Annotated in this window: 16 protein-coding genes; 7 read left to right on the top strand and 9 right to left on the bottom strand. The window is 41.7% G+C overall.

Features of this window, described 5'->3' with window-relative positions; genetic code table 11:
• Window positions 1-128: 128 nt before the first annotated feature.
• A complete protein-coding gene (locus V7K53_RS02225) occupies window positions 129-1,388 on the bottom strand; it encodes an inorganic phosphate transporter (protein WP_335196036.1) in 1,260 nt (419 codons plus the stop codon).
• 36 nt (window positions 1,389-1,424) lie between these two features.
• Between V7K53_RS02225 and V7K53_RS02220 the strand changes: the two genes are divergently transcribed.
• A complete protein-coding gene (locus V7K53_RS02220) occupies window positions 1,425-1,727 on the top strand; it encodes a hypothetical protein (protein WP_335196035.1) in 303 nt (100 codons plus the stop codon).
• 41 nt (window positions 1,728-1,768) lie between these two features.
• Here V7K53_RS02220 and V7K53_RS02215 read toward each other — a convergent pair whose 3' ends face one another.
• From V7K53_RS02215 to V7K53_RS02205, 3 genes are all read right to left on the bottom strand, one after another.
• Window positions 1,769-2,815, bottom strand: coding sequence for a zinc-dependent dehydrogenase (locus V7K53_RS02215; RefSeq protein WP_335196141.1), 1,047 nt, complete (start codon window positions 2,813-2,815; stop codon window positions 1,769-1,771).
• A 161-nt stretch (window positions 2,816-2,976) separates the two neighbouring features.
• Window positions 2,977-4,410: an efflux RND transporter periplasmic adaptor subunit gene (locus V7K53_RS02210; protein ID WP_335196034.1), complete on the bottom strand. Its 1,434-nt coding sequence runs from the start codon at window positions 4,408-4,410 to the stop codon at window positions 2,977-2,979.
• 93 nt (window positions 4,411-4,503) lie between these two features.
• Entirely contained in the window at window positions 4,504-7,740 is a 3,237-nt protein-coding gene (locus tag V7K53_RS02205; RefSeq protein ID WP_335196033.1) for an efflux RND transporter permease subunit, read from the bottom strand.
• A 471-nt stretch (window positions 7,741-8,211) separates the two neighbouring features.
• On the opposite strand from V7K53_RS02205, the gene V7K53_RS02200 reads away from it, so the two are divergent.
• The gene (locus V7K53_RS02200) at window positions 8,212-10,005 is read left to right on the top strand and encodes an FAD-dependent oxidoreductase (protein WP_335196032.1); all 1,794 of its coding nucleotides are present in this window, start codon (window positions 8,212-8,214) and stop codon (window positions 10,003-10,005) included.
• A 107-nt stretch (window positions 10,006-10,112) separates the two neighbouring features.
• Complete coding sequence (patX, locus tag V7K53_RS02195; RefSeq protein WP_292733527.1) at window positions 10,113-10,340, top strand: heterocyst-inhibiting protein PatX; 228 nt, start codon at window positions 10,113-10,115, stop codon at window positions 10,338-10,340.
• An 862-nt stretch (window positions 10,341-11,202) separates the two neighbouring features.
• Here patX and V7K53_RS02190 read toward each other — a convergent pair.
• Window positions 11,203-12,102, bottom strand: coding sequence for a ferritin-like domain-containing protein (locus V7K53_RS02190; RefSeq protein WP_335196031.1), 900 nt, complete (start codon window positions 12,100-12,102; stop codon window positions 11,203-11,205).
• 404 nt (window positions 12,103-12,506) lie between these two features.
• Here V7K53_RS02190 and V7K53_RS02185 point away from each other — a divergent pair, with 404 nt between their 5' ends.
• Window positions 12,507-12,707, top strand: a complete 201-nt coding sequence (locus V7K53_RS02185) for a hypothetical protein (RefSeq protein WP_012411649.1) — start codon at window positions 12,507-12,509, stop codon at window positions 12,705-12,707.
• Between the two features lie 124 nt (window positions 12,708-12,831).
• Here V7K53_RS02185 and glnA read toward each other — a convergent pair whose 3' ends face one another.
• Window positions 12,832-14,256, bottom strand: a complete 1,425-nt coding sequence (gene glnA, locus V7K53_RS02180) for a type I glutamate--ammonia ligase (protein ID WP_335196030.1) — start codon at window positions 14,254-14,256, stop codon at window positions 12,832-12,834.
• Between the two features lie 357 nt (window positions 14,257-14,613).
• On the opposite strand from glnA, the gene apcB reads away from it, so the two are divergent.
• Entirely contained in the window at window positions 14,614-15,123 is a 510-nt protein-coding gene (apcB, locus tag V7K53_RS02175) for an allophycocyanin subunit beta (RefSeq protein WP_322659524.1), read from the top strand.
• A 273-nt stretch (window positions 15,124-15,396) separates the two neighbouring features.
• On the opposite strand, the gene V7K53_RS02170 is transcribed toward apcB, so the two are convergent.
• A complete protein-coding gene (locus V7K53_RS02170) occupies window positions 15,397-15,765 on the bottom strand; it encodes a clan AA aspartic protease (protein ID WP_335196029.1) in 369 nt (122 codons plus the stop codon).
• Window positions 15,762-16,037, bottom strand: coding sequence for a hypothetical protein (locus tag V7K53_RS02165; RefSeq protein ID WP_335196028.1), 276 nt, complete (start codon window positions 16,035-16,037; stop codon window positions 15,762-15,764). Before V7K53_RS02165 ends, V7K53_RS02170 begins: the two co-directional genes overlap by 4 nt.
• Before the next feature lie 205 nt (window positions 16,038-16,242).
• Between V7K53_RS02165 and V7K53_RS02160 the strand changes: the two genes are divergently transcribed.
• Window positions 16,243-16,677, top strand: a complete 435-nt coding sequence (locus V7K53_RS02160; protein ID WP_335196027.1) for a DUF29 family protein — start codon at window positions 16,243-16,245, stop codon at window positions 16,675-16,677.
• Window positions 16,678-17,496, top strand: a complete 819-nt coding sequence (locus V7K53_RS02155) for a TlyA family RNA methyltransferase (RefSeq protein WP_335196026.1) — start codon at window positions 16,678-16,680, stop codon at window positions 17,494-17,496. It begins immediately after the preceding gene.
• On the opposite strand, the gene V7K53_RS02150 is transcribed toward V7K53_RS02155, so the two are convergent.
• Entirely contained in the window at window positions 17,493-17,750 is a 258-nt protein-coding gene (locus V7K53_RS02150; protein ID WP_335196025.1) for a Calvin cycle protein CP12, read from the bottom strand. The two genes, V7K53_RS02155 and V7K53_RS02150, sit on opposite strands and share 4 nt — an antisense overlap.
• Between the last annotated feature and the right edge of the window lie 118 nt (window positions 17,751-17,868).

The raw sequence follows: 17,868 nt of genomic DNA, 5'->3' as shown, positions 1-17,868 counted from the left end.
CCCTGCACAACATTCTAATGAATGAGCAGCAATTCTGCAAAAGCACGCTTTTTTTTGGCGTTGTTGCAGTCTGGGTTTGCTTTGAGTAAATTCCAATAGAGGAAAAGTTTGGAAAATATTAATAATTCTTAGAAGAATAAAATCTGGGCGATGCTGAAGATGGCAGCGCTAAGGGCAGCACTCACAGGGATTGTAATTAGCCATGCGGCGGCAATGCCTTTTAGTGTTTGAAACTTAATCGACTTAATATTTTGTACTAGTCCAATACCAACTACACCGCCGACGAGAGCGTGGGAAGTGGAGACTGGTAAACCTAGCCGGGAAGCGATGAGGATGGTGGTAGCAGTAGCAAGTTCGGCACAAAAACCGCTACTAGGTTGCAAGGCAATGATGTTTTCGCCAATGGTGGCGATGACTTTTTTTCCCCAGACAGCTAAACCACCAACAATACCAGCACCACCAAGAATTAAAATCCAAAGCGGGATAGTTATACCATCAATAGGTACGTTACCAGTACGATTGATGTAAACGATCGCAGCTAAAGGAGCGATCGCATTTCCCACATCATTAGAACCGTGAGCAAAGGCTACAAAGCAAGCACTTAGTAGCTGGAATCGACCGAATAATCTTTCTACGGGATTTGGGAGTATTTCTCCCTTGTCTCCCTTATCTCCCAATTGTCGCCAACTAATGATTGTGAGTCCAACTGCTGCGATTGCACCTGTTAACAGCGGGATGTCGTAAGCAGGGATTGTAAAACCAACTTGCTCAATTACAAAATTGGTTAGCGGTTCTGTGAGCGATGGTAAGACAATCACGCCGAATACACCTAGCAGTGCAGTACTCAACCAGGGAATCCATTCTTGTAACTGCACTACTTGATTGGGTTGATCTAAAATCCAGTGCTTGATTTGACTGTAAAATAAAGCAGCGATCGCACCACTAATTAACGGCGTTAAAATCCAGCCAATGGTAATTAAGCCAATTGATGACCAATCAATTGCACCTACTCCCAAAGCTACCCAACTAAATCCAGCGATCGCACCAACAACAGCATGAGAAGATGACACTGGTAAACCGCGTGATGTGGCAATTTGCAACCACACACCACAGGATATTAGTACCGTTACCATTCCAGTTACGAATAGTTGGGGTGTAGCTGCGAATAAAGCGGGATTAGCAATTTTTGTGGCTAGAGTTTCTGTTACCTCATGTCCAAACAATACAGCACCCGTAAACTCTAATACCCCAGCAATTATTAGTGCTTGTTTGAGAGTGACAGCTTTGGAACCTACAGAGGTTCCCATCGCATTAGCGACATCGTTTGCTCCGAGATTCCAGGCGACGTAGAAAGCTAGTAGAGCGACGAAAAGTAGGGTAATAAGCATTTTGTTAGGGACAAGAGGAAAGTGAGAGAGATGAGGATGAAACTTGAGCTTGTAAGGGTGAACTGTGAATCTTTGAGCTTCATCGTCGAACCTTTTAGCTCCATCGTCGAACCTTTTAGCTTCACCGTTGAACCTTTTAGCTTCACCGTTGAACCTTTTAGCTCCATCGTTGAACCTTTGAGCTTCATCGTTGAACCTTTTAGCTCCATCGTCGAACCTTTGAGCTTCGTCGTTGAACCTTTTAGCTTCATCGTCGAACCTTTTAGCTCCATCGTTGAACCTTTTAGCTTCATCGTTGAACCTTTTAGCTTCGTAGCTGAATCTCAGACAGAACTTTAAACTTCTAGTTTTAACACTCTCCCATCTCCCTAATCTTCCTTTTACGGATAAATTAAGATTTTATAAGTATCTGGTGTGGGTGCGATCGCAACTTCCACAGCTGCTGATAAATCTTTTAATGGATAGCGATCGCTAATCAACGCTTTTACATCTATTTGCTGATTAAATACAATATCAGCTGATAAACTCTGAAGCCGATAAGATGAGCTATAACTTCCTATCAAGTCAATTTCTCGACGGTAGAGGATATTTGGGTTAATGGGAATTTCCACTTCATCAGGGAATTCGGCGAAAAACAAGATTTTACCGCCTTTGCGGGTACTATCAAGTGCTTGAAAGAAAGCTTTCTCACTCGGAACAGCCAGCAAGGTAACATCAACACCTAGTCCACCAGTTAAAGCAAAGATTTTGGCAGGTAAATCGGGATCGCGAGCATCAAAAGCCGCCTCTGCACCGACACTCAAAGCTTTATCAATTCTAGAGGGTAGTAAATCGGTAGCGATCGCTTTTGCTCCGAAATACTTCACCAACATAATGAACATTAACCCAATTGGCCCAGCGCCAGTAACTAACACAGTTTGTCCTGGAGCGATTTGGGCTTTTTTCACTGCCTTCAAGCAGCAGTTAGTCGGTTCTACAAAACTGGCTTCTTCAAAACTGATGTTATCCGGGATGGAAATTAACCCACCATTTTCCACAATATGTCCGGGAACTTTGACATAATCAGCAAAACCGCCACCACTGGCCTTAAAGCCTGCGGTAGTGGAGATGTTCTTGTAAACATCACACATGGAGAAATTATCATTTAGGCAGTAGGCGCAACGCATACAAGGGATGTGGTGCATCACTGCTACCCGTTGTCCAACTTGCCAACCTTTGACATTATTGCCTAATGCTGCGATCGTGCCGGCAGTTTCATGTCCAAAAATGCGCGGCGGTTCATACAGTGGATAACGAATTTTCTTAATATCTGACTGACACAACCCCACAACCCGCACCTGTACCAGCACTTCATCTGGTTCTAGGGTTGGAACTGGGATATCTTCGTAAGAAAGTTGATTAACGCCTCTAAATACCTGTGCTTTCACGTTGGTTTTTCCCCGCTCAACGATACTAGATGTAGCATTAGTGGTCAACGTTAAGCTATTTATTATCGGTTAACTTTACTTTGTTGTAACCCAAGTCACGTCGCTTGCTTCCCCATTCATGGAGCGTCCCGTAGAGATGGGGTACGCTCCAAATTCAAAATTCAATTCTTAGTCTTAGGCTTGGATGCAAGTACCTGAACCGATTTCCCATCTTGGAGAGCATCCGTAGGATTAGTAATTAACCTAACATTAGGGCTTAAACCAGAAACAACTTCAACTTCAGTACCATAATCTCGTCCAAGCTCTACTTTCTGATACTTAACTTTCTTTTCCTTTGTCACAGTGGCTACTTGTATACCATCTGCATTAATCACTAAGGTATTAGCTGGTACTAATAAAGGTGGATTGACACGTTCAGTCTTAAAAGTCACTTCAGCATACATTCCAGGACGTAATACATTCTCTGAATTCTGTACTTCAATTTCAGTTAAAAGGGTATTAGAAGTAGCATCCAAGACATCAGCAGTCCGAATAACTTTACCAGAAAAAGATTTTTTCGGTAGCTCACGAACACGAACAAGCGCAGTTTGTCCAGTGTGAATTGATTGCACAAAAGCCTGGGGAACATTAATTCGGATACGTAAATTCTTTGTCTGAGCAATCTTAAATAACCAGGAATTTCCACTATTATTATTGCTACCCGCAGAAATTAAAGCTCCTGTATCTATGTTGCGAGCAGTAATTACACCCGCAAAAGGGGCAACAATTTGTTTGAATGTTTGTAAAGCAGTTATCCGTTGTAAATCTGATTTACTAACACTTCTACTTGCGATAAACGCATTAATGTTAGCTTTCTGGGAATTAATAGCTGCAAGAGCAGTATTTACACTTTCTTGGTCTGAATTAACGCGAGCAATTAAAGTATCTACATTAGCTTGACTTGCATTAAAAGCACTTTCACGTTCATCAGCAGCTTGTGTAGTCACGGCTCCTTGCTTTTGAAGTAATTGCCAACGTTGCCAAGTTTGACGTGCTAATTCTAGATTAGTACGTGCTTCAGCTAATTCTGCCTGTCTAGCTTTTAAGTTGGCTTTTGTTTGAGAAAGATTACTTTGTTTTTGTACTAAATCTGCCTGAACTTGAGCGAGATTAGCCTCAGACTTTGCCAATTCTGCACGAGCTTGCTGTACATCTTGGTCAGTTTCCGGCGCATCAATTATAGCTAGCAGTTGCCCCTTATTTACACGTTCGCCAATATCCACTAATTTCTTTTGTAAATAGCCACTTGTACGGGCATAAATTGTGGTTTCTTGGCTTGCTTGAATACTGCTAGGTAGGACTAATTCGGTGAAATTAGCAGCAACTTTTGGTTTAACTACATTAACCGAAGAAACTTTTTTGGTTGTAGATTTAGCGAAAGCATTTAATTCTGATTGCTGTTGTATCCGAGGTATAATCCCAAGTGCTAAAAGCCCAGTGACAACTAAAGTAGTCGTAGCAATAAGAGTAATAGAAGTGAAGCGACTTTTTTTAGTCGTTGCCGCAATGGATGTGAGATCAGAATTATCAACTTGGGTATTTTCTTGAGTATCCATACTATAGAATTCTATTTGATTTGTTGATTTATCGAAATTCTTTAATATCCCCGACTTCTTAGACAAGTGAGAATCTGATTATTCACGAATAATTTACCGATTGGCTACAGTTAATTTGATAGTAGAAGATAGTTCTTCCTCTAAGTCTAAATTTTGGGGTTGTTTTCGGCGTAAAATACTGTAAATTACGGGTACAAAAATTAAAGTTGCCACTGTTGCTGCTAATAATCCACCAATTACAGCACGTCCTAAAGGAGCATTTTGTTCACCACCTTCTCCTAAACCAAGAGACATTGGTAACATCCCCATAATCATGGCTCCAGCAGTCATTAATACTGGACGCAAACGGGTATAACCAGCAGCTAAAGCGGCAGAAACAGCTTTTTCCCCTATTAGACGTTGCTCATTAGCAAAGGTGACGAGCAAAATGCTATTAGCAGTAGCAACTCCAATACTCATAATTGCACCCATCAAAGAAGGTACGCTAAAAGTCGTATTAGTCACAAATAGTATCCAGACAATTCCTGCTAAAGCATTTGGCAGTGCCATCATAATAATGAATGGATCAATCCAAGATTGAAAATTGACTACTATTAGGCAATAAACTAATCCAATTGCAAATATCAATCCTACTTCTAATCCTAGAAAAGATGAATTCATCGTTTCTACTTGGCCTTTCACCATAATTGATGATCCACGTGGTAACTGCTGCTGAAATTGTCCAACTATTTTATAAATATCGCTGGCTACACCACCTAAATCACGACCTTGAACATTGGCGTAAATATTAAATACAGGCTGTACGTTGTAATGATTAATAACAGCAGCAGCTTTCCCACGCTTAACAACAGCAAGATTGCTTAAAAGTTGTGACGAACTAGAACCGTTAGCTACAGGAGTGTTCTGAATTTTTTCTAGTGAGTTAAGTTTGTACTGAGGAACTTGTACTGCTATTAAATAACTGACTCCTTTGATAGGATCGAGCCAAAAATTAGGTGATGTTTGACCACTAGAACTTAATGATGTAAGTAGGTTGTTGGCAACATCTCGTTGAGTTAACCCGCTACGTTGTGCTTGAGAACGATCTACATTAATACGTAGGTCTGGAGCATCAACGACTTGATGTAAATGAACATCAACTGCTCCCGTAATTTGAGCTATTTGGGTTTTGATTTGTTTGGCAATTTTATAATTATCCCGACGATTTTTAGCTGGGCCTATGACCTGAATATCAATAGGGGCTGGTAAACCAAAATTGAGAATTTGAGTTACTATATCCGCAGGTTGGAAAAAGAAGGTTAATTCAGGAAATTGGGCAGTTAATTTTTGGCGTAGTTGTCTAACATATTGCCAAGTTGAATGATGTTTACCTTCTTTAAGACCTACAAGAATTTCTCCATCACCAGGCCCTATAGTTGCTGTGTCACTAAAAGCAAGGTTTACTCCACCTACAGGTAGACCAATATTGTCAAGAATAATTTCTAATTCTTCCTCAGGAATAACCTGGCGAATCTCATTTTCAACTTGAGTAAAAATCTGTTCTGTCTTTTCAAGTCGTGTTCCCGCAGGAGCGCGGACATGCAACCGAAACTGACCTGCATCTACTTGAGGAAAAAAATCTTGGCCGACAAAAGGTAGTAAAACTAAAGCGCTTACCCAAAAAGCACCAAACATTGCAAAAACTACACCGCGATGATTTAGAGCTTTGGCTAAAGTATTTCGATAGTTTTGGCGAAATTTCTCAAATTGGCGGTTAAACTGCTCATAAATCCGCCAGAAAATATCTTTTTTAGGAATTACATGACCATTATCGTTATTCCCTAAATTTTCATGTTCAGTATAAAGATGTAGTTCCTTCGCAAGCAAAAACTTTGCCAACATTGGTACTACTGTACGCGAGAGTAGATAGGAGGCAAGCATCGCAAAAACAACCGCCATTCCTAAAGGCATAAATAGCGATTGTGCTACTCCTGTTAAAAAGATAATTGGGATAAAAACAATACAGATTGCCAAGGTAGAAACGAAAGCCGGAACAGCTATTTGTTGTGCGCCATCTAAAATAGCTTGTTGCAGAGGTTTTCCTTGTCCCAAATTGCGGTGGATATTTTCAATTTCTACTGTGGCATCATCAACTAAAATCCCAACTGCTAGAGACAAACCTCCCAAGGTCATAATATTTAGAGTCTGTCCTATCAATCGCAAAGCAATAATAGAACAAAGAATTGATAAAGGGATGGAGATTGCCACAATTAAAGTGCTACGCCAACTGCCTAAGAATAATAAAATCATCGCGGCAGTTAAACAAGCAGCAATCAATCCTTCCGTTAATACTCCGTGGATGGAAGCTTTAACAAATATCGATTGGTCAAATAAGACCTCTAAATCTAATTCTTTAGGTAATGTAGCTTGAATTTTTGGTAGTCTTTCTTTGACTCTAGCTACAACATCTAAAGTTGAAGCACTACCATTTTTGAGAATAGTTAATAAACTAGACCGCCGTCCATCTCGACGAACGATATTGTTCTGTACTGCAAAGCCATCATGGACTTGGGCAACATCACGTATATAAATTACAGTGCCGTTAATCTGCTTAATGGGTAAATTGTTTAACGCGTCTAAGACTTGGGGACTACTATTGAGTCGAACACTGTACTCGCGATCGCCTAATTTGGCATTTCCTCCAGGTAAGATAAGATTTTGGGCGCTGATTGCGGTTGTGACATCTGTAGCTGAAAGACCTTTGGCAAATAGCGCCTGCGGGTCAATATCTACCATAATCTGCCGAGGTTTACCTCCATAAGGTAACGGTACAGACGCGCCTTGAACAGTCGCTAGCTGAGTCCGTAGAAAATTATTGCCGTTATCGTAAAGTTCTTGCTCTGATAGTGATGTGCTGCTAACACTTAGCTGGATAATTGGCACATTTGAAGCATTATAGCGAATAATTAAAGGAGGTGTAATTCCTGGAGGTAAACCTCGGAGAATTGTTTGAGTATTAGAGGTAAGTTGAGCTACTGCTGCTTCAATTTTTGCTCCTGGCTGGAAGAAAACTTTAATGACGCTAACACCATTAAGTGATTGTGATTCGATGTGTTCAATATCATTAACAGTGGTTGTAAAAGAGCGTTCACTAGCTGTAACGATACGCTGTTCCATTTCTTCTGGTGAGACACCACCATAAGACCAAATTACACTGACAACGGGAATATTAATTTCTGGAAAAATGTCCATTGCCATGCGTGTAATAGTAACTACTCCTAAGACAAAAATAAGTATGGAAGTAATTACAAAGGTGTAGGGACGACGAAGAGCAAGTTTAACAATCCACATTATTTTTTAGTTTAAAATCTTCTTTTTTCTTTAGTCTGTCAGTGCGATTTACACTAAAGGAAATTATTATTCAAATTTTAGTTATTCATTGCTAATTGCCAAATGAATATTCACTGAATGCTTTCATTTGCAATCAGCTAAATTTAAAAGATTCAGTTAATCCGGTAACTTGATAGACTTACAGTATTTTGCGTGAAATTATCTTTGCATACAGATGTGTAAAATGCAAGACCCTATACTTCATCAAAAATAGAAATGTAATATTTTATACATCTTTTGCGAGTACCTTGTCAAGCTAGTTTTGATGGTTCGTAGTAAGCACTTAAGTGCTTACTACGAACTTGCTTACCCATCAATTTAAACTTGACAAAAGCTGATTTCTAGAGGTGAATTATAAACTCAGCTGATAAAAGTAGAGCCAAGGATCAACCGAAATCAGCTAGATAGCTAACCCTGGTGGAGGATTTGGTCATGGTTCATCAGACATATACAGCTGATGTCTTAGTTGTTGGTGGAGCAACCGGAGGAACTGCGGCTGCTATTCAAGCGGCACGACGGGGAGCTAAAACCATTTTGGTGAGTGAATTTCCTTGGTTGGGAGGAATGCTAACTTCGGCTGGAGTGTCTGCACCCGATGGCAATGAATTAGAAGCTTTTCAAACGGGGTTATGGGGTGCGTTTTTGCAGGAATTACGACAACGACAGCCTGGAGGATTAGATAACAGTTGGGTAAGCTTTTTTAGTTACGATCCCCGAATTGGAGCAGACATTTTTGCAGATTGGGTGCAGGAATTGCCCAATTTACACTGGATTTCTGGACAAGTACCTTTAGAAGTCTTTCGGCAGGGTGATTCGATAACAGGTGTCCGCTTTGCTGATTTTGTTGTAACAGCCAAGATTATTCTTGACGGTACAGAGTTAGGAGATTTATTAGCTTTAGCTGACATCCCTTACCGTTGGGGTTGGGAATTGCAATCGGAGTGGGGTGAACCCAGCGCCCCAGTGACTTTTAACTCTTTAACTCAGAAATATCCTGTACAAGCGCCTACTTATGTAGTGATTATGCAGGACTTTGGTGAAGCCGTTGCACCAGAAATTGCGGCTGCGCCTAACTATAATCCATCGCAGTTTACAGGTGCTTGGGATGGCTATGGAGCAGAGACATTTTTAAATTATGGACGTTTGCCCGGTGGCCTGTTTATGATGAATTGGCCAATCTGTGGCAATGACTACGGCGAAGGGGTAGGGCGGTTGATAGAGTCAGATGTAACCAGGGGTGAATTCATCCAAGAATCTCGCTGGCACAGCCAAAATTTTGCCCATTTCATCCAAAAACAGCTTGGTCGTCGCTATGGTTTAGCAGAAAAAGTATTTCCTCACACCTCTACAGCTTTCGCACTGCACCCTTATTATCGGGAAAGCCGCCGCTTGGTGGGGCTAACTACTGTCCGAGAACAGGATATTTTGCCGATCGCCAAAGGTAGAGTTGCATCTATATTTAATGATGCGTTCGCCCTACAGCCCTTCGGGCATCCTACGGCAGGCGTTTGTGAAGCAATCGCAGTTGGTAACTACGCCAATGACCATCATTATCCTGGCGTTCAATTCCCATTGCAACCTAAATCCATCTGCTGGGGAGGACGTTGGACTGGAACTCCTTTTACAATTCCCTACAGTTGTTTAATTCCAGCCACAACAGATGGTTTCTTGGCCTGTGAAAAGAATATTTCCGTCTCCCACATTGCCAATGGCGCTACCAGATTACAACCTGTGGTGATGGGAATTGGTCAAGCAGCGGGGATGGCAGCGGCGATATGTGTTGAGTTAAACTGCCAGCCGAGGGATTTACCTGTTAGGACGCTACAAACGGCTTTATTGGAAGATAATCGCTCAAAAGCGCTAATTATTCCTTTTTTTAATCTTCCCCCCAATCATTCGGATTGGCGGCACTGGCAACTGTATTACTTAGATAACCCACAAGCCTATCCAGTTAGTGGCGATTGCCCTGACTCTGCTTTTGACAAAGCGTTAATTCAGGAAACTAACTGTTTCAAAGGGATTTTTTACCGCTTGGAACAGCAGGAATATAAATTCACTGTCACAGCCCCAGCCGCATATCAAGGGCAAAGTTGGCAGCTTGTGACTTTGCGATCGCATATTGACGAGCAATTACGCGCTTATCCCCACGAACAATTAGTTACGTTGTGGGGTCGTCACAATCACTCTGGTAATTGGTTATTAGTCGAACATTTAAACGGAGGATAAGAAGAGTTTATTTTCAGTAAAACAGAATACTTTTTGATGAATTGTCCGGATATTAATCAAAAAGCTAAGTATCAGTGAAGTGGAGAGTTCCCAAATAGACATCTGCTATGCGTGCTGCCATTTCACTTTTAGTCTCGAGTCTGGTGTTCGGCCCCTTAGCTTTTAACTGCCAAGCAATGGTCAATCACTTATCAACAGGGCTGCCTTCCACGCCTACTTCGGAACAGTGGCTCTCGGCGGCATCTGAACAAGCTTCAGATGATGCGCCACGTCATCGCGGTAGTGGGCGCAGAGAAGTGACACAAAAAGTCCGAAATATCTATGCTGTGGTTTAACTACTGTAGGGTAATACCTCTTTTCCCAAAGGAACAGAATTACCAGAAAACAGGATGTTGTGCTAACGTCTTTTACACAGCTTTTCTGGCGGAGATATATACAGTTGACACACGAAAGTCTTCAGCGATCGCTTAGTATTTCAACTGTAAACTTTGTATATATAATAGTTGGTCTCAATCCTGCCGATCAAAAAGCAAATCAAATTAAGTGCTTTGATTGATAGCATTACCAACTCCTCAAAAGCTCTACAACTGTTGCTCATACTCGGTGGAAAGCTTTGCATCTCAATCCTCAACGGCTCTAGAAATAGATGTTACTTAGGCTATGAGTTAACCTAAAGCACATCTGATTCAGACATTTTGCTTGTTGAAGAAACAGCCTTAGGGCAACTTCACTTTATTCCCCAATAAATTTTCTTCTCATACATCTAGTAGCCGATTATCTACATAAGAAAGTAACCGCTCTTCGCTCTGACATCTGTTTAGCGTCTTTTGCCGAAGCATAAAATCCCTTTCGTTTCATCTCTTGCTTATCTAGGTAGGGATTCGCATAAGTAGTATAGGTTTATTGCACTTACTAACAAATTTACTATTCTTGACCTACTTTTACCCCTTGGTTCGTTCTCCTCGTAGATGGCTCCCGACGAAATAAGTGTTAAGAAGAATCTGCCAGATCATCTTAGTCTTTTTAATTATTTTACACCCAAGGCCAGATGCAAAGTTTTGTATTTGGTCTTTTTATATGAATTTTCCTTAAAGAAAAGGGAGTGGAAAGTGGGGAGCAGAGGAAGAAGTTCAGTAAGTTTTTCTCCTCTGCCCCTCTGTCCCTCCGCACCTCTGCCTCTTGTACCCAAATGCCCTTTTACACCGTTGTCTTCTTGCGGCTACTTTCTCTTCCCTGGATGCCGTTAAGGAACATTGGCACAAACTTCTCAATAAACGTCTGTGGATCGCGCTGCCAAGCTTTTTGTGCAGCCTGAATCCTAGTAAATTGCAACTCAGGCGCTAGCAAAGTCTGGGGTAAGCGTTCCATCAAGTATTGAGGACGTTGCCAAAGCGGCATGGTATTTGCGACTTCCACCAGGTTGGCAACTCGCCGTAGTTCTGCACCCAAGGTGATGTCCATTCCTGATTCAAATGCCGCTTGTTCAATTGCGGTATATTTTCGCTTGGCTTGCTCTACCTTTTGCTGATGTTCTGGACTCTTACGCGCAATTTCTCCTAGCCAACGATTACCCCAACGGACGTGTCCTGCTTCTTCTGGGAGAATTTTTTCAATAGTTTCCCGAATTTTAATGTTTTCTGCCGTTTGCGCTGCTTGCTTGAGTGCATAAATGTGAGCGGAGAAATACTCACAGCCCCGTTTTTCGGTGACGTTAATTGCGGCAAGGGAAGAAATCACAAAATCTTCGAGGTTTTGGACTGGATCTTGTTGTTCGCTATCGAGTAGACGTTCAAATTCATTGATATATGAAGAACCGGGCGGCTTACCAATATCTGCTCCTAAGTCTGTTAACAAGTCAGTTAGCCACATGGCATGACGAGCTTCATCTGAGATGTGATGAGACAAATCCCGCACTAGTTGCCGTGGCTGTCCATTGAGTTGTTCAATTAGCTCTGTGAGGTCTTTGCAACTGCGTTGTTCGCTGTAACGATAGCGGTTGAGGGTAATCAGATGGATTTCGCGATCGCATACCACCCGTTTCAATACATCTCTCGCACTCAAAACATTTTGAAATTTACGTGGGTAGGTAACTGTCATAATTTATGTAAATTTTTGTAAATCTTTATTTAATGCTAACTTAGTTTTTTGCAACTGCTGTATTTGTACCGCTTCACCTAAAAAAACGGTAAAAGTCATAAAAAATAGTCATTTGAGTTCAACTTAAGTGTCAGACCCTTTAAATGTAAATAAAAGTAACGAATAAATGTTCTGTCTTGAGAGAGGTGTGTTTCTTCAGGTGAGACAAACCTGGAGGCAGATGATTTTAGTCATCAAAGGTGGGTTAGGGAGATTTTTCCAGCTTTAGGAAAAAAAATCTAATATTGTCAGCAAAGGCAAACATAAATTTATGTAAAAAGTAGCTTATGTTACAGAATTTTCGCTATAGTGGTTTATAGAAAAGCCAAAAATTATATATTCACAAAATAGAGAGGACTATGGTTATGTCTATCGCAGATAAATCTCGTGCATTAATGGTGCGTGAACACCAACAAGTCAAGAATCGCCAACAATCAATGCTGATGCGTGCGGCACAAGAACTTGGTCTTCCTGAAGAAGTATCTCACTACTGGAACCCGATTCAAGGAAAAGTAGATGCTAGCAGTCGGATGATTTACGGACCCAGCCACGCTTCTATGAGCTAAGTTTCAGGAGTCATAAGTTGGATTTTTTGATTGAATGTCTCAACTGACAAGTCTGGAAAAAAAAAGCCACCCTTTACTTTAGGGTGGCAAGACTTATTACTTTTTAGTTAAATACGACTCTTCATTAAGCATCGTAGTAGAGGTAAAACTCGTAGGGATGAGGACGTAGCTGCAACTGTTTGACTTCGTTACCTAATTTGTAGTCAATCCAATTTTCGATAAAGTCTTCCGTGAAGACGCCTGATTCGGTCAAAAAGGCGTGATCTTTTTCCAGTGCTTGCAACGCCAACTCTAAAGAACCTGGAGTTGAAGGAACCTTTGCCAGTTCTTCTGGAGAGAGTTCATAGATATTCTTATCTAAGGGTTCACCAGGATGGATTTTGTTCTTGATGCCATCGAGACCAGCACAAAGCATTGCAGCAAATGCCAAATAGGGATTAGAAGTAGCATCTGGACAACGGAATTCTAAACGTTTGGCTTTGGGGTTAGTACCAGATAGAGGAATACGGATAGAAGCAGAACGGTTCCCTTGGGAGTAAGCCAAGTTAACAGGAGCTTCATAACCAGGTACTAGGCGTTTGTATGAGTTGGTGCTAGGGTTGGTAATTGCCAACAGCGCTGGTGCGTGTTTGAGAAGACCACCAATGTAATACAATCCCATATCGCTCAAACCAGCATACTTATCACCTGCAAATAGAGGTTGGCCGTCTTTCCAAATAGACTGGTGACAGTGCATTCCCGAACCGTTATCGCCAAAAATTGGTTTTGGCATGAAGGTGACGGTTTTGCCGTATTTCTTGGCAACGTTCTTGATGACATATTTGTAAATCATCAACCAGTCAGCCGCTTCAATCAACTTCCCAAAACGGAAACCTAGTTCGCACTGACCACCAGTAGCAACTTCGTGGTGATGTTTTTCAATGGGTACACCTAATTGTGCCATCGTCAACAGCATCTCTGTACGGATATCTTGGAAAGAATCCGTCGGTGAAACTGGGAAGTAACCTTCTTTGAAGCGTGGTTTGTAACCCAAGTTGGGTTTGTGATCTGTACCAGCTTTACCGGAATTCCAAGCACCTTCTTCGGAGTCTAAGAAGTAGTAGCCTTCATTGGCGGTTTGGGCAAATCTAGCACTGTCAAAGATGAAGAACTCAGCTTCAGGGCCAAAGAAGGCTGTATCACCAAGACCAGTGGAAACCAGGTAATCTATAGCTTTTTGGGCAATAACGCGTGGGCAACGGTTGTACCATTCACCCGTACGGGGTTCTTTGATACTACAAATTATACTTAGTGTTGGCACTTCCATGAAGGGGTCGATCCAAGCAGTGTTGGGGTCGAGTACCATCGTCATGTCCGATTCGTTGATCGCTTTCCAACCCCGGATGCTGGAACCGTCAAACGGTACGCCATCAGTGAATGCAGTCTCATCGATTTGGTTTTGGTACAGTGTGAGGTGCTGCCAAGTCCCTACTGTATCGATGAATTTGAGATCGATCAGCTGAATTTTTTGGTCTTGGATCAATTTCAAGACTTCTTGTGGTGTTGTCATTGTTACTCCTTCTCTACCAATTTCCTAAAGTAAACCAGAATCTTCCAAAGCATCCTAACCCTGCCGATCTCAATCAGGCCGTGACACACCAGAAATATCTTAAATACTAGACATTAGCTGATTTTGTAGCTTGTACTACAGATATCTGGATTATCAGGTTATATTAACCTTTCGGCGATCATCTGTACAAAACTGGAAAGTTCATCATATAGGGGTCAACTTTGACATAAAATCCTTATGTAGTGGATAGATTGTTTTTGTGCCGAATCTATTTTTAATAGCACAAAAATTTACTGGTGCATAAGTGCAGCCAAATAAATATCAAACCATAAATAGCAATGATTGGGAGAAGAAGGAATGCGCGATGCGGTAACAAGTTTAATTAAGAATTATGACTTAGCTGGTCGGTATTTTGACCGGAATGCGATCGATAGCCTAAAGTCTTACTTTGATAGTGGTACAGCAAGAGTACAAGCAGCGGCGGCGATAAATTCTAATGCGGCTGCACTTGTCAAGCAAGCTGGTTTGAAGTTATTTGAAGAACTGCCAGAATTGATTCGCCCTGGTGGAAATGCTTATACAACTCGTCGTTATGCAGCTTGTCTGCGCGATATGGACTACTATCTGCGCTACGCCACTTATGCGCTGGTTGCTGGGAACACCAATGTATTGGATGAACGAGTGCTGCAAGGGCTACGGGAAACTTACAATTCTCTAGGAGTGCCTATTGGACCTACGGTTCGCGGTATCCAAATTCTCAAGGATCTGATTAAGGAGCAAGTGGCAGCAGCAGGTGTGGTTAATACTGCTTTTGTGGATGAACCATTCGATCACATCACACGTGAGTTGAGCGAGATAGATATTTAGATTTTAAGCGGGCAAGGTGTCTGCCCCGACATCAACTTAAATAGCGATCGCACTTTGGTTTTATGGAGCGATCGCTTTTTTATGAACCCTACTAGGCGTTGAGAAGGGCAAAATCACCAAACCTAATTGTCTTTGACGAGCAACTAGAAAGGATTATCAGATGGATAAGCTAGCTCGGTATCCTGAAATTATTCGTCAGTTGATATTTGACTATGCTAGTCACAAGCCTGCTATTGCGATCGCTCCAAATCGCTTATTTACTCATTGGACTGCTCATAATTTCTCAAGTTTTACAACACCGCCTTCGATTGCATCTACCGTTAATCTGTAACCTTCCATCAATGACATCCCGACAAGTGTATCTGACTCAACTTCATCAATCGGAATGGTTAGTAATTGCTCATCCCAGACAACAATAGCTTCATACACATCAAACACACATTCACTACCATCTCCTAGAATTGCTCGTCCTCGCCTTTTCCAGGGTAGTTCTAATGTAGCAATGAAATCTGGTGGTAAGGATAACCAACCGTTAAAACCTGTATCAACAATGGCGGTTTGCTCATGTACTTTAGCATCAGCATCATAAATACGTAGAACGATAATTGGCTCGTAGTCAGCATTCACACTTCCAATAATCATTTTATTTTGTGGATGCGCCCAGCCCCAAACCGACGGACATAGCGAGAGCCAACACGCACAAACCAGATTTGTGCATTTGGGTAGCGAGTTTCAAGACGCTTCGAGGCATTCATTTCATCAGTATCTATTTCCCAGCCACCTGTCTCGATGTCGATTGCAACAATCTTTCCATGATTACCTGCTTCAACTTGTGGGCGCACTTGAGAGTGGTAGATTTCATCACCGCGACGAGCAAATTCTTCTTTACTGTAACGAGGTTGCCGTAATGCCATGTAATATCTCCTCCGTAGTCTTAGACCACTGGCTTAGACCACTGGTTAAGAAGGAAAACCTCTTTAGCGTTTATTGTGAACTGGAGAGTTGAATTAGATTGGCTAATAGTGCGATCGCTCCAATATGAAACGCATTAGCCTATCTTATCTAGACTAGAACCTCCATAAGCCACAATAGAAGTTGCCGATGTTTGAGGCGCTGATTATGGAAGAATTATTAACTCTGAAAGACTTGCTTGTCAAAGGCGATGTTCAAGGAGCATTGATTATAGTTAAAGAATTAGAGGAAATGAGCCGAAATGATATCATCAAGACGATTCGTAGCTATGCAGTGATTTTATTGTTGCATTTGATTAAACAACAAGCGGAAAATCGCACGACTCGCTCTTGGGAAGTCTCAATTCGCAATTCGGTTCGGGAAATTCAACGAGAAAATAAGCGGCGCAAAGCTGGGGGCTATTATCTCACGCCAGAAGAATTGTTAGAAACCTTAGCAGAAGCCTATTTAAATGCCATTGATGAAGCAACGCTAGAAGTAGAGGAAGGTCGTTATGATTCAGAAGAGTTAGAAAAGCTGGTTAACCAAGAAGAAATTATTAATCGTGCTTTGGCTTTAATCTTACCAGGAGAGTCTAGTTAATTGGCTAAACAGCGACTCGATACATTATTAGTAGAGTTAAATTTATGTTCTTCTCGCGCCTTAGCACAACGGTTAATTCAGGCGGGGGAAGTTACTGTTAATCAGCAGTTAGTTGATAAACCTGGAACAGAAGTTGATATTGCAGCTCAAATAAATATTAAAGAGCGATCGCCTTTTGTTTCTAGAGGCGGTGAAAAACTCTCCAAAGCTTTGTCAGTATTTGCCATTCCCGTAGCAGAGCGCATTTGTTTAGATGGTGGGATTTCTACTGGTGGTTTTACTGATTGTCTCTTGCAAGCTGGAGCAAAACAAGTTTACGGTATTGATGTCGGTTACGGACAAGTTGACTGGCGGTTGCGAAACGATCCGCGGGTGATTTTGCGGGAACGCACCAATTTACGGCAACTACGACCAGATGACTTATATGGTGAAAATGACCCGATTCCTGATTTGGCGGTGGTTGATGTATCGTTTATTTCTTTAACTAAGATTCTGCCTGCTTTGTGGCAACTAACTCAAGCTAACCGAGAAGCTGTATTGTTAGTCAAGCCACAATTTGAAGTCGGCAGATCCCGTGTGGGTAAAAAAGGTGTTGTACGCGATCCAAACGACCAAGCTGATGCCATTTTCCAGGTGTTGCAAGCATCTCACGAATTAGGATGGAAATACAAAGGCTTAACTTGGTCGCCGATCGTTGGCCCTGCTGGGAATATCGAATATCTTTTGTGGTTGGCAATGGAAAGTGAAATACCACCACTTGATTTAGAGGCAATTAAGCAAATAACGCAATCAGCAACAACTGATTTACGAAAGAATTAAAGGTCGTAAATTAGACATTCTACGGAATCTGGATGGCGATCGCAGTAATTTTCCAAAGAGTTTTTCTTTGATTTTGCTTGGTGTTGATGAGATTTCTCGGCTTGTAATTCTTCTACAATATCCCAGGCTACGGCACAGCCAGCAGAATTACTGCCATCTAGATCGCAAGTTGTTCGGGCTTCATTAATGGCATTAGTAATGGCTTCTTCGAGATTTGCTGCCCCAGCAATTTCAACTTTTAGGGTAGTTGTCATGATACTTTCACCTTATAATTTACAGACAGAGTTATTAGCTGCAAGCTCTTAATGAGCTAAGTCAGCTCGCATTTCTAGTTTAGATAGGCTTCCCACAAGAGGTAGTGGTAAACACCGC

The organism is Nostoc sp. (assembly GCF_036917355.1).
Taxonomy (GTDB): domain Bacteria; phylum Cyanobacteriota; class Cyanobacteriia; order Cyanobacteriales; family Nostocaceae; genus Nostoc.
The sequence above is the reverse complement of the archived record's forward strand: the minus strand, read 5'-3'. Positions and strand labels throughout refer to the sequence as shown.

What these genes read in the sequence shown, in the direction of transcription:
- V7K53_RS02220 (WP_335196035.1), top strand. Translation starts at nt 1,425, where the DNA reads ATGAAACTTGAGCTTGTAAGGGTGAACTGTGAATCTTTGAGCTTCATC.
- V7K53_RS02210 (WP_335196034.1), bottom strand. Translation starts at nt 4,410, where the DNA reads ATGGATACTCAAGAAAATACCCAAGTTGATAATTCTGATCTCACATCC.
- apcB (WP_322659524.1), top strand. Translation starts at nt 14,614, where the DNA reads ATGCGCGATGCGGTAACAAGTTTAATTAAGAATTATGACTTAGCTGGT.
- patX (WP_292733527.1), top strand. Translation starts at nt 10,113, where the DNA reads ATGCGTGCTGCCATTTCACTTTTAGTCTCGAGTCTGGTGTTCGGCCCC.
- V7K53_RS02205 (WP_335196033.1), bottom strand. Translation starts at nt 7,740, where the DNA reads ATGTGGATTGTTAAACTTGCTCTTCGTCGTCCCTACACCTTTGTAATT.
- glnA (WP_335196030.1), bottom strand. Translation starts at nt 14,256, where the DNA reads ATGACAACACCACAAGAAGTCTTGAAATTGATCCAAGACCAAAAAATT.
- V7K53_RS02190 (WP_335196031.1), bottom strand. Translation starts at nt 12,102, where the DNA reads ATGACAGTTACCTACCCACGTAAATTTCAAAATGTTTTGAGTGCGAGA.
- V7K53_RS02200 (WP_335196032.1), top strand. Translation starts at nt 8,212, where the DNA reads ATGGTTCATCAGACATATACAGCTGATGTCTTAGTTGTTGGTGGAGCA.
- V7K53_RS02160 (WP_335196027.1), top strand. Translation starts at nt 16,243, where the DNA reads ATGGAAGAATTATTAACTCTGAAAGACTTGCTTGTCAAAGGCGATGTT.
- V7K53_RS02170 (WP_335196029.1), bottom strand. Translation starts at nt 15,765, where the DNA reads ATGATTATTGGAAGTGTGAATGCTGACTACGAGCCAATTATCGTTCTA.
- V7K53_RS02185 (WP_012411649.1), top strand. Translation starts at nt 12,507, where the DNA reads ATGTCTATCGCAGATAAATCTCGTGCATTAATGGTGCGTGAACACCAA.
- V7K53_RS02165 (WP_335196028.1), bottom strand. Translation starts at nt 16,037, where the DNA reads ATGGCATTACGGCAACCTCGTTACAGTAAAGAAGAATTTGCTCGTCGC.
- V7K53_RS02225 (WP_335196036.1), bottom strand. Translation starts at nt 1,388, where the DNA reads ATGCTTATTACCCTACTTTTCGTCGCTCTACTAGCTTTCTACGTCGCC.
- V7K53_RS02150 (WP_335196025.1), bottom strand. Translation starts at nt 17,750, where the DNA reads ATGACAACTACCCTAAAAGTTGAAATTGCTGGGGCAGCAAATCTCGAA.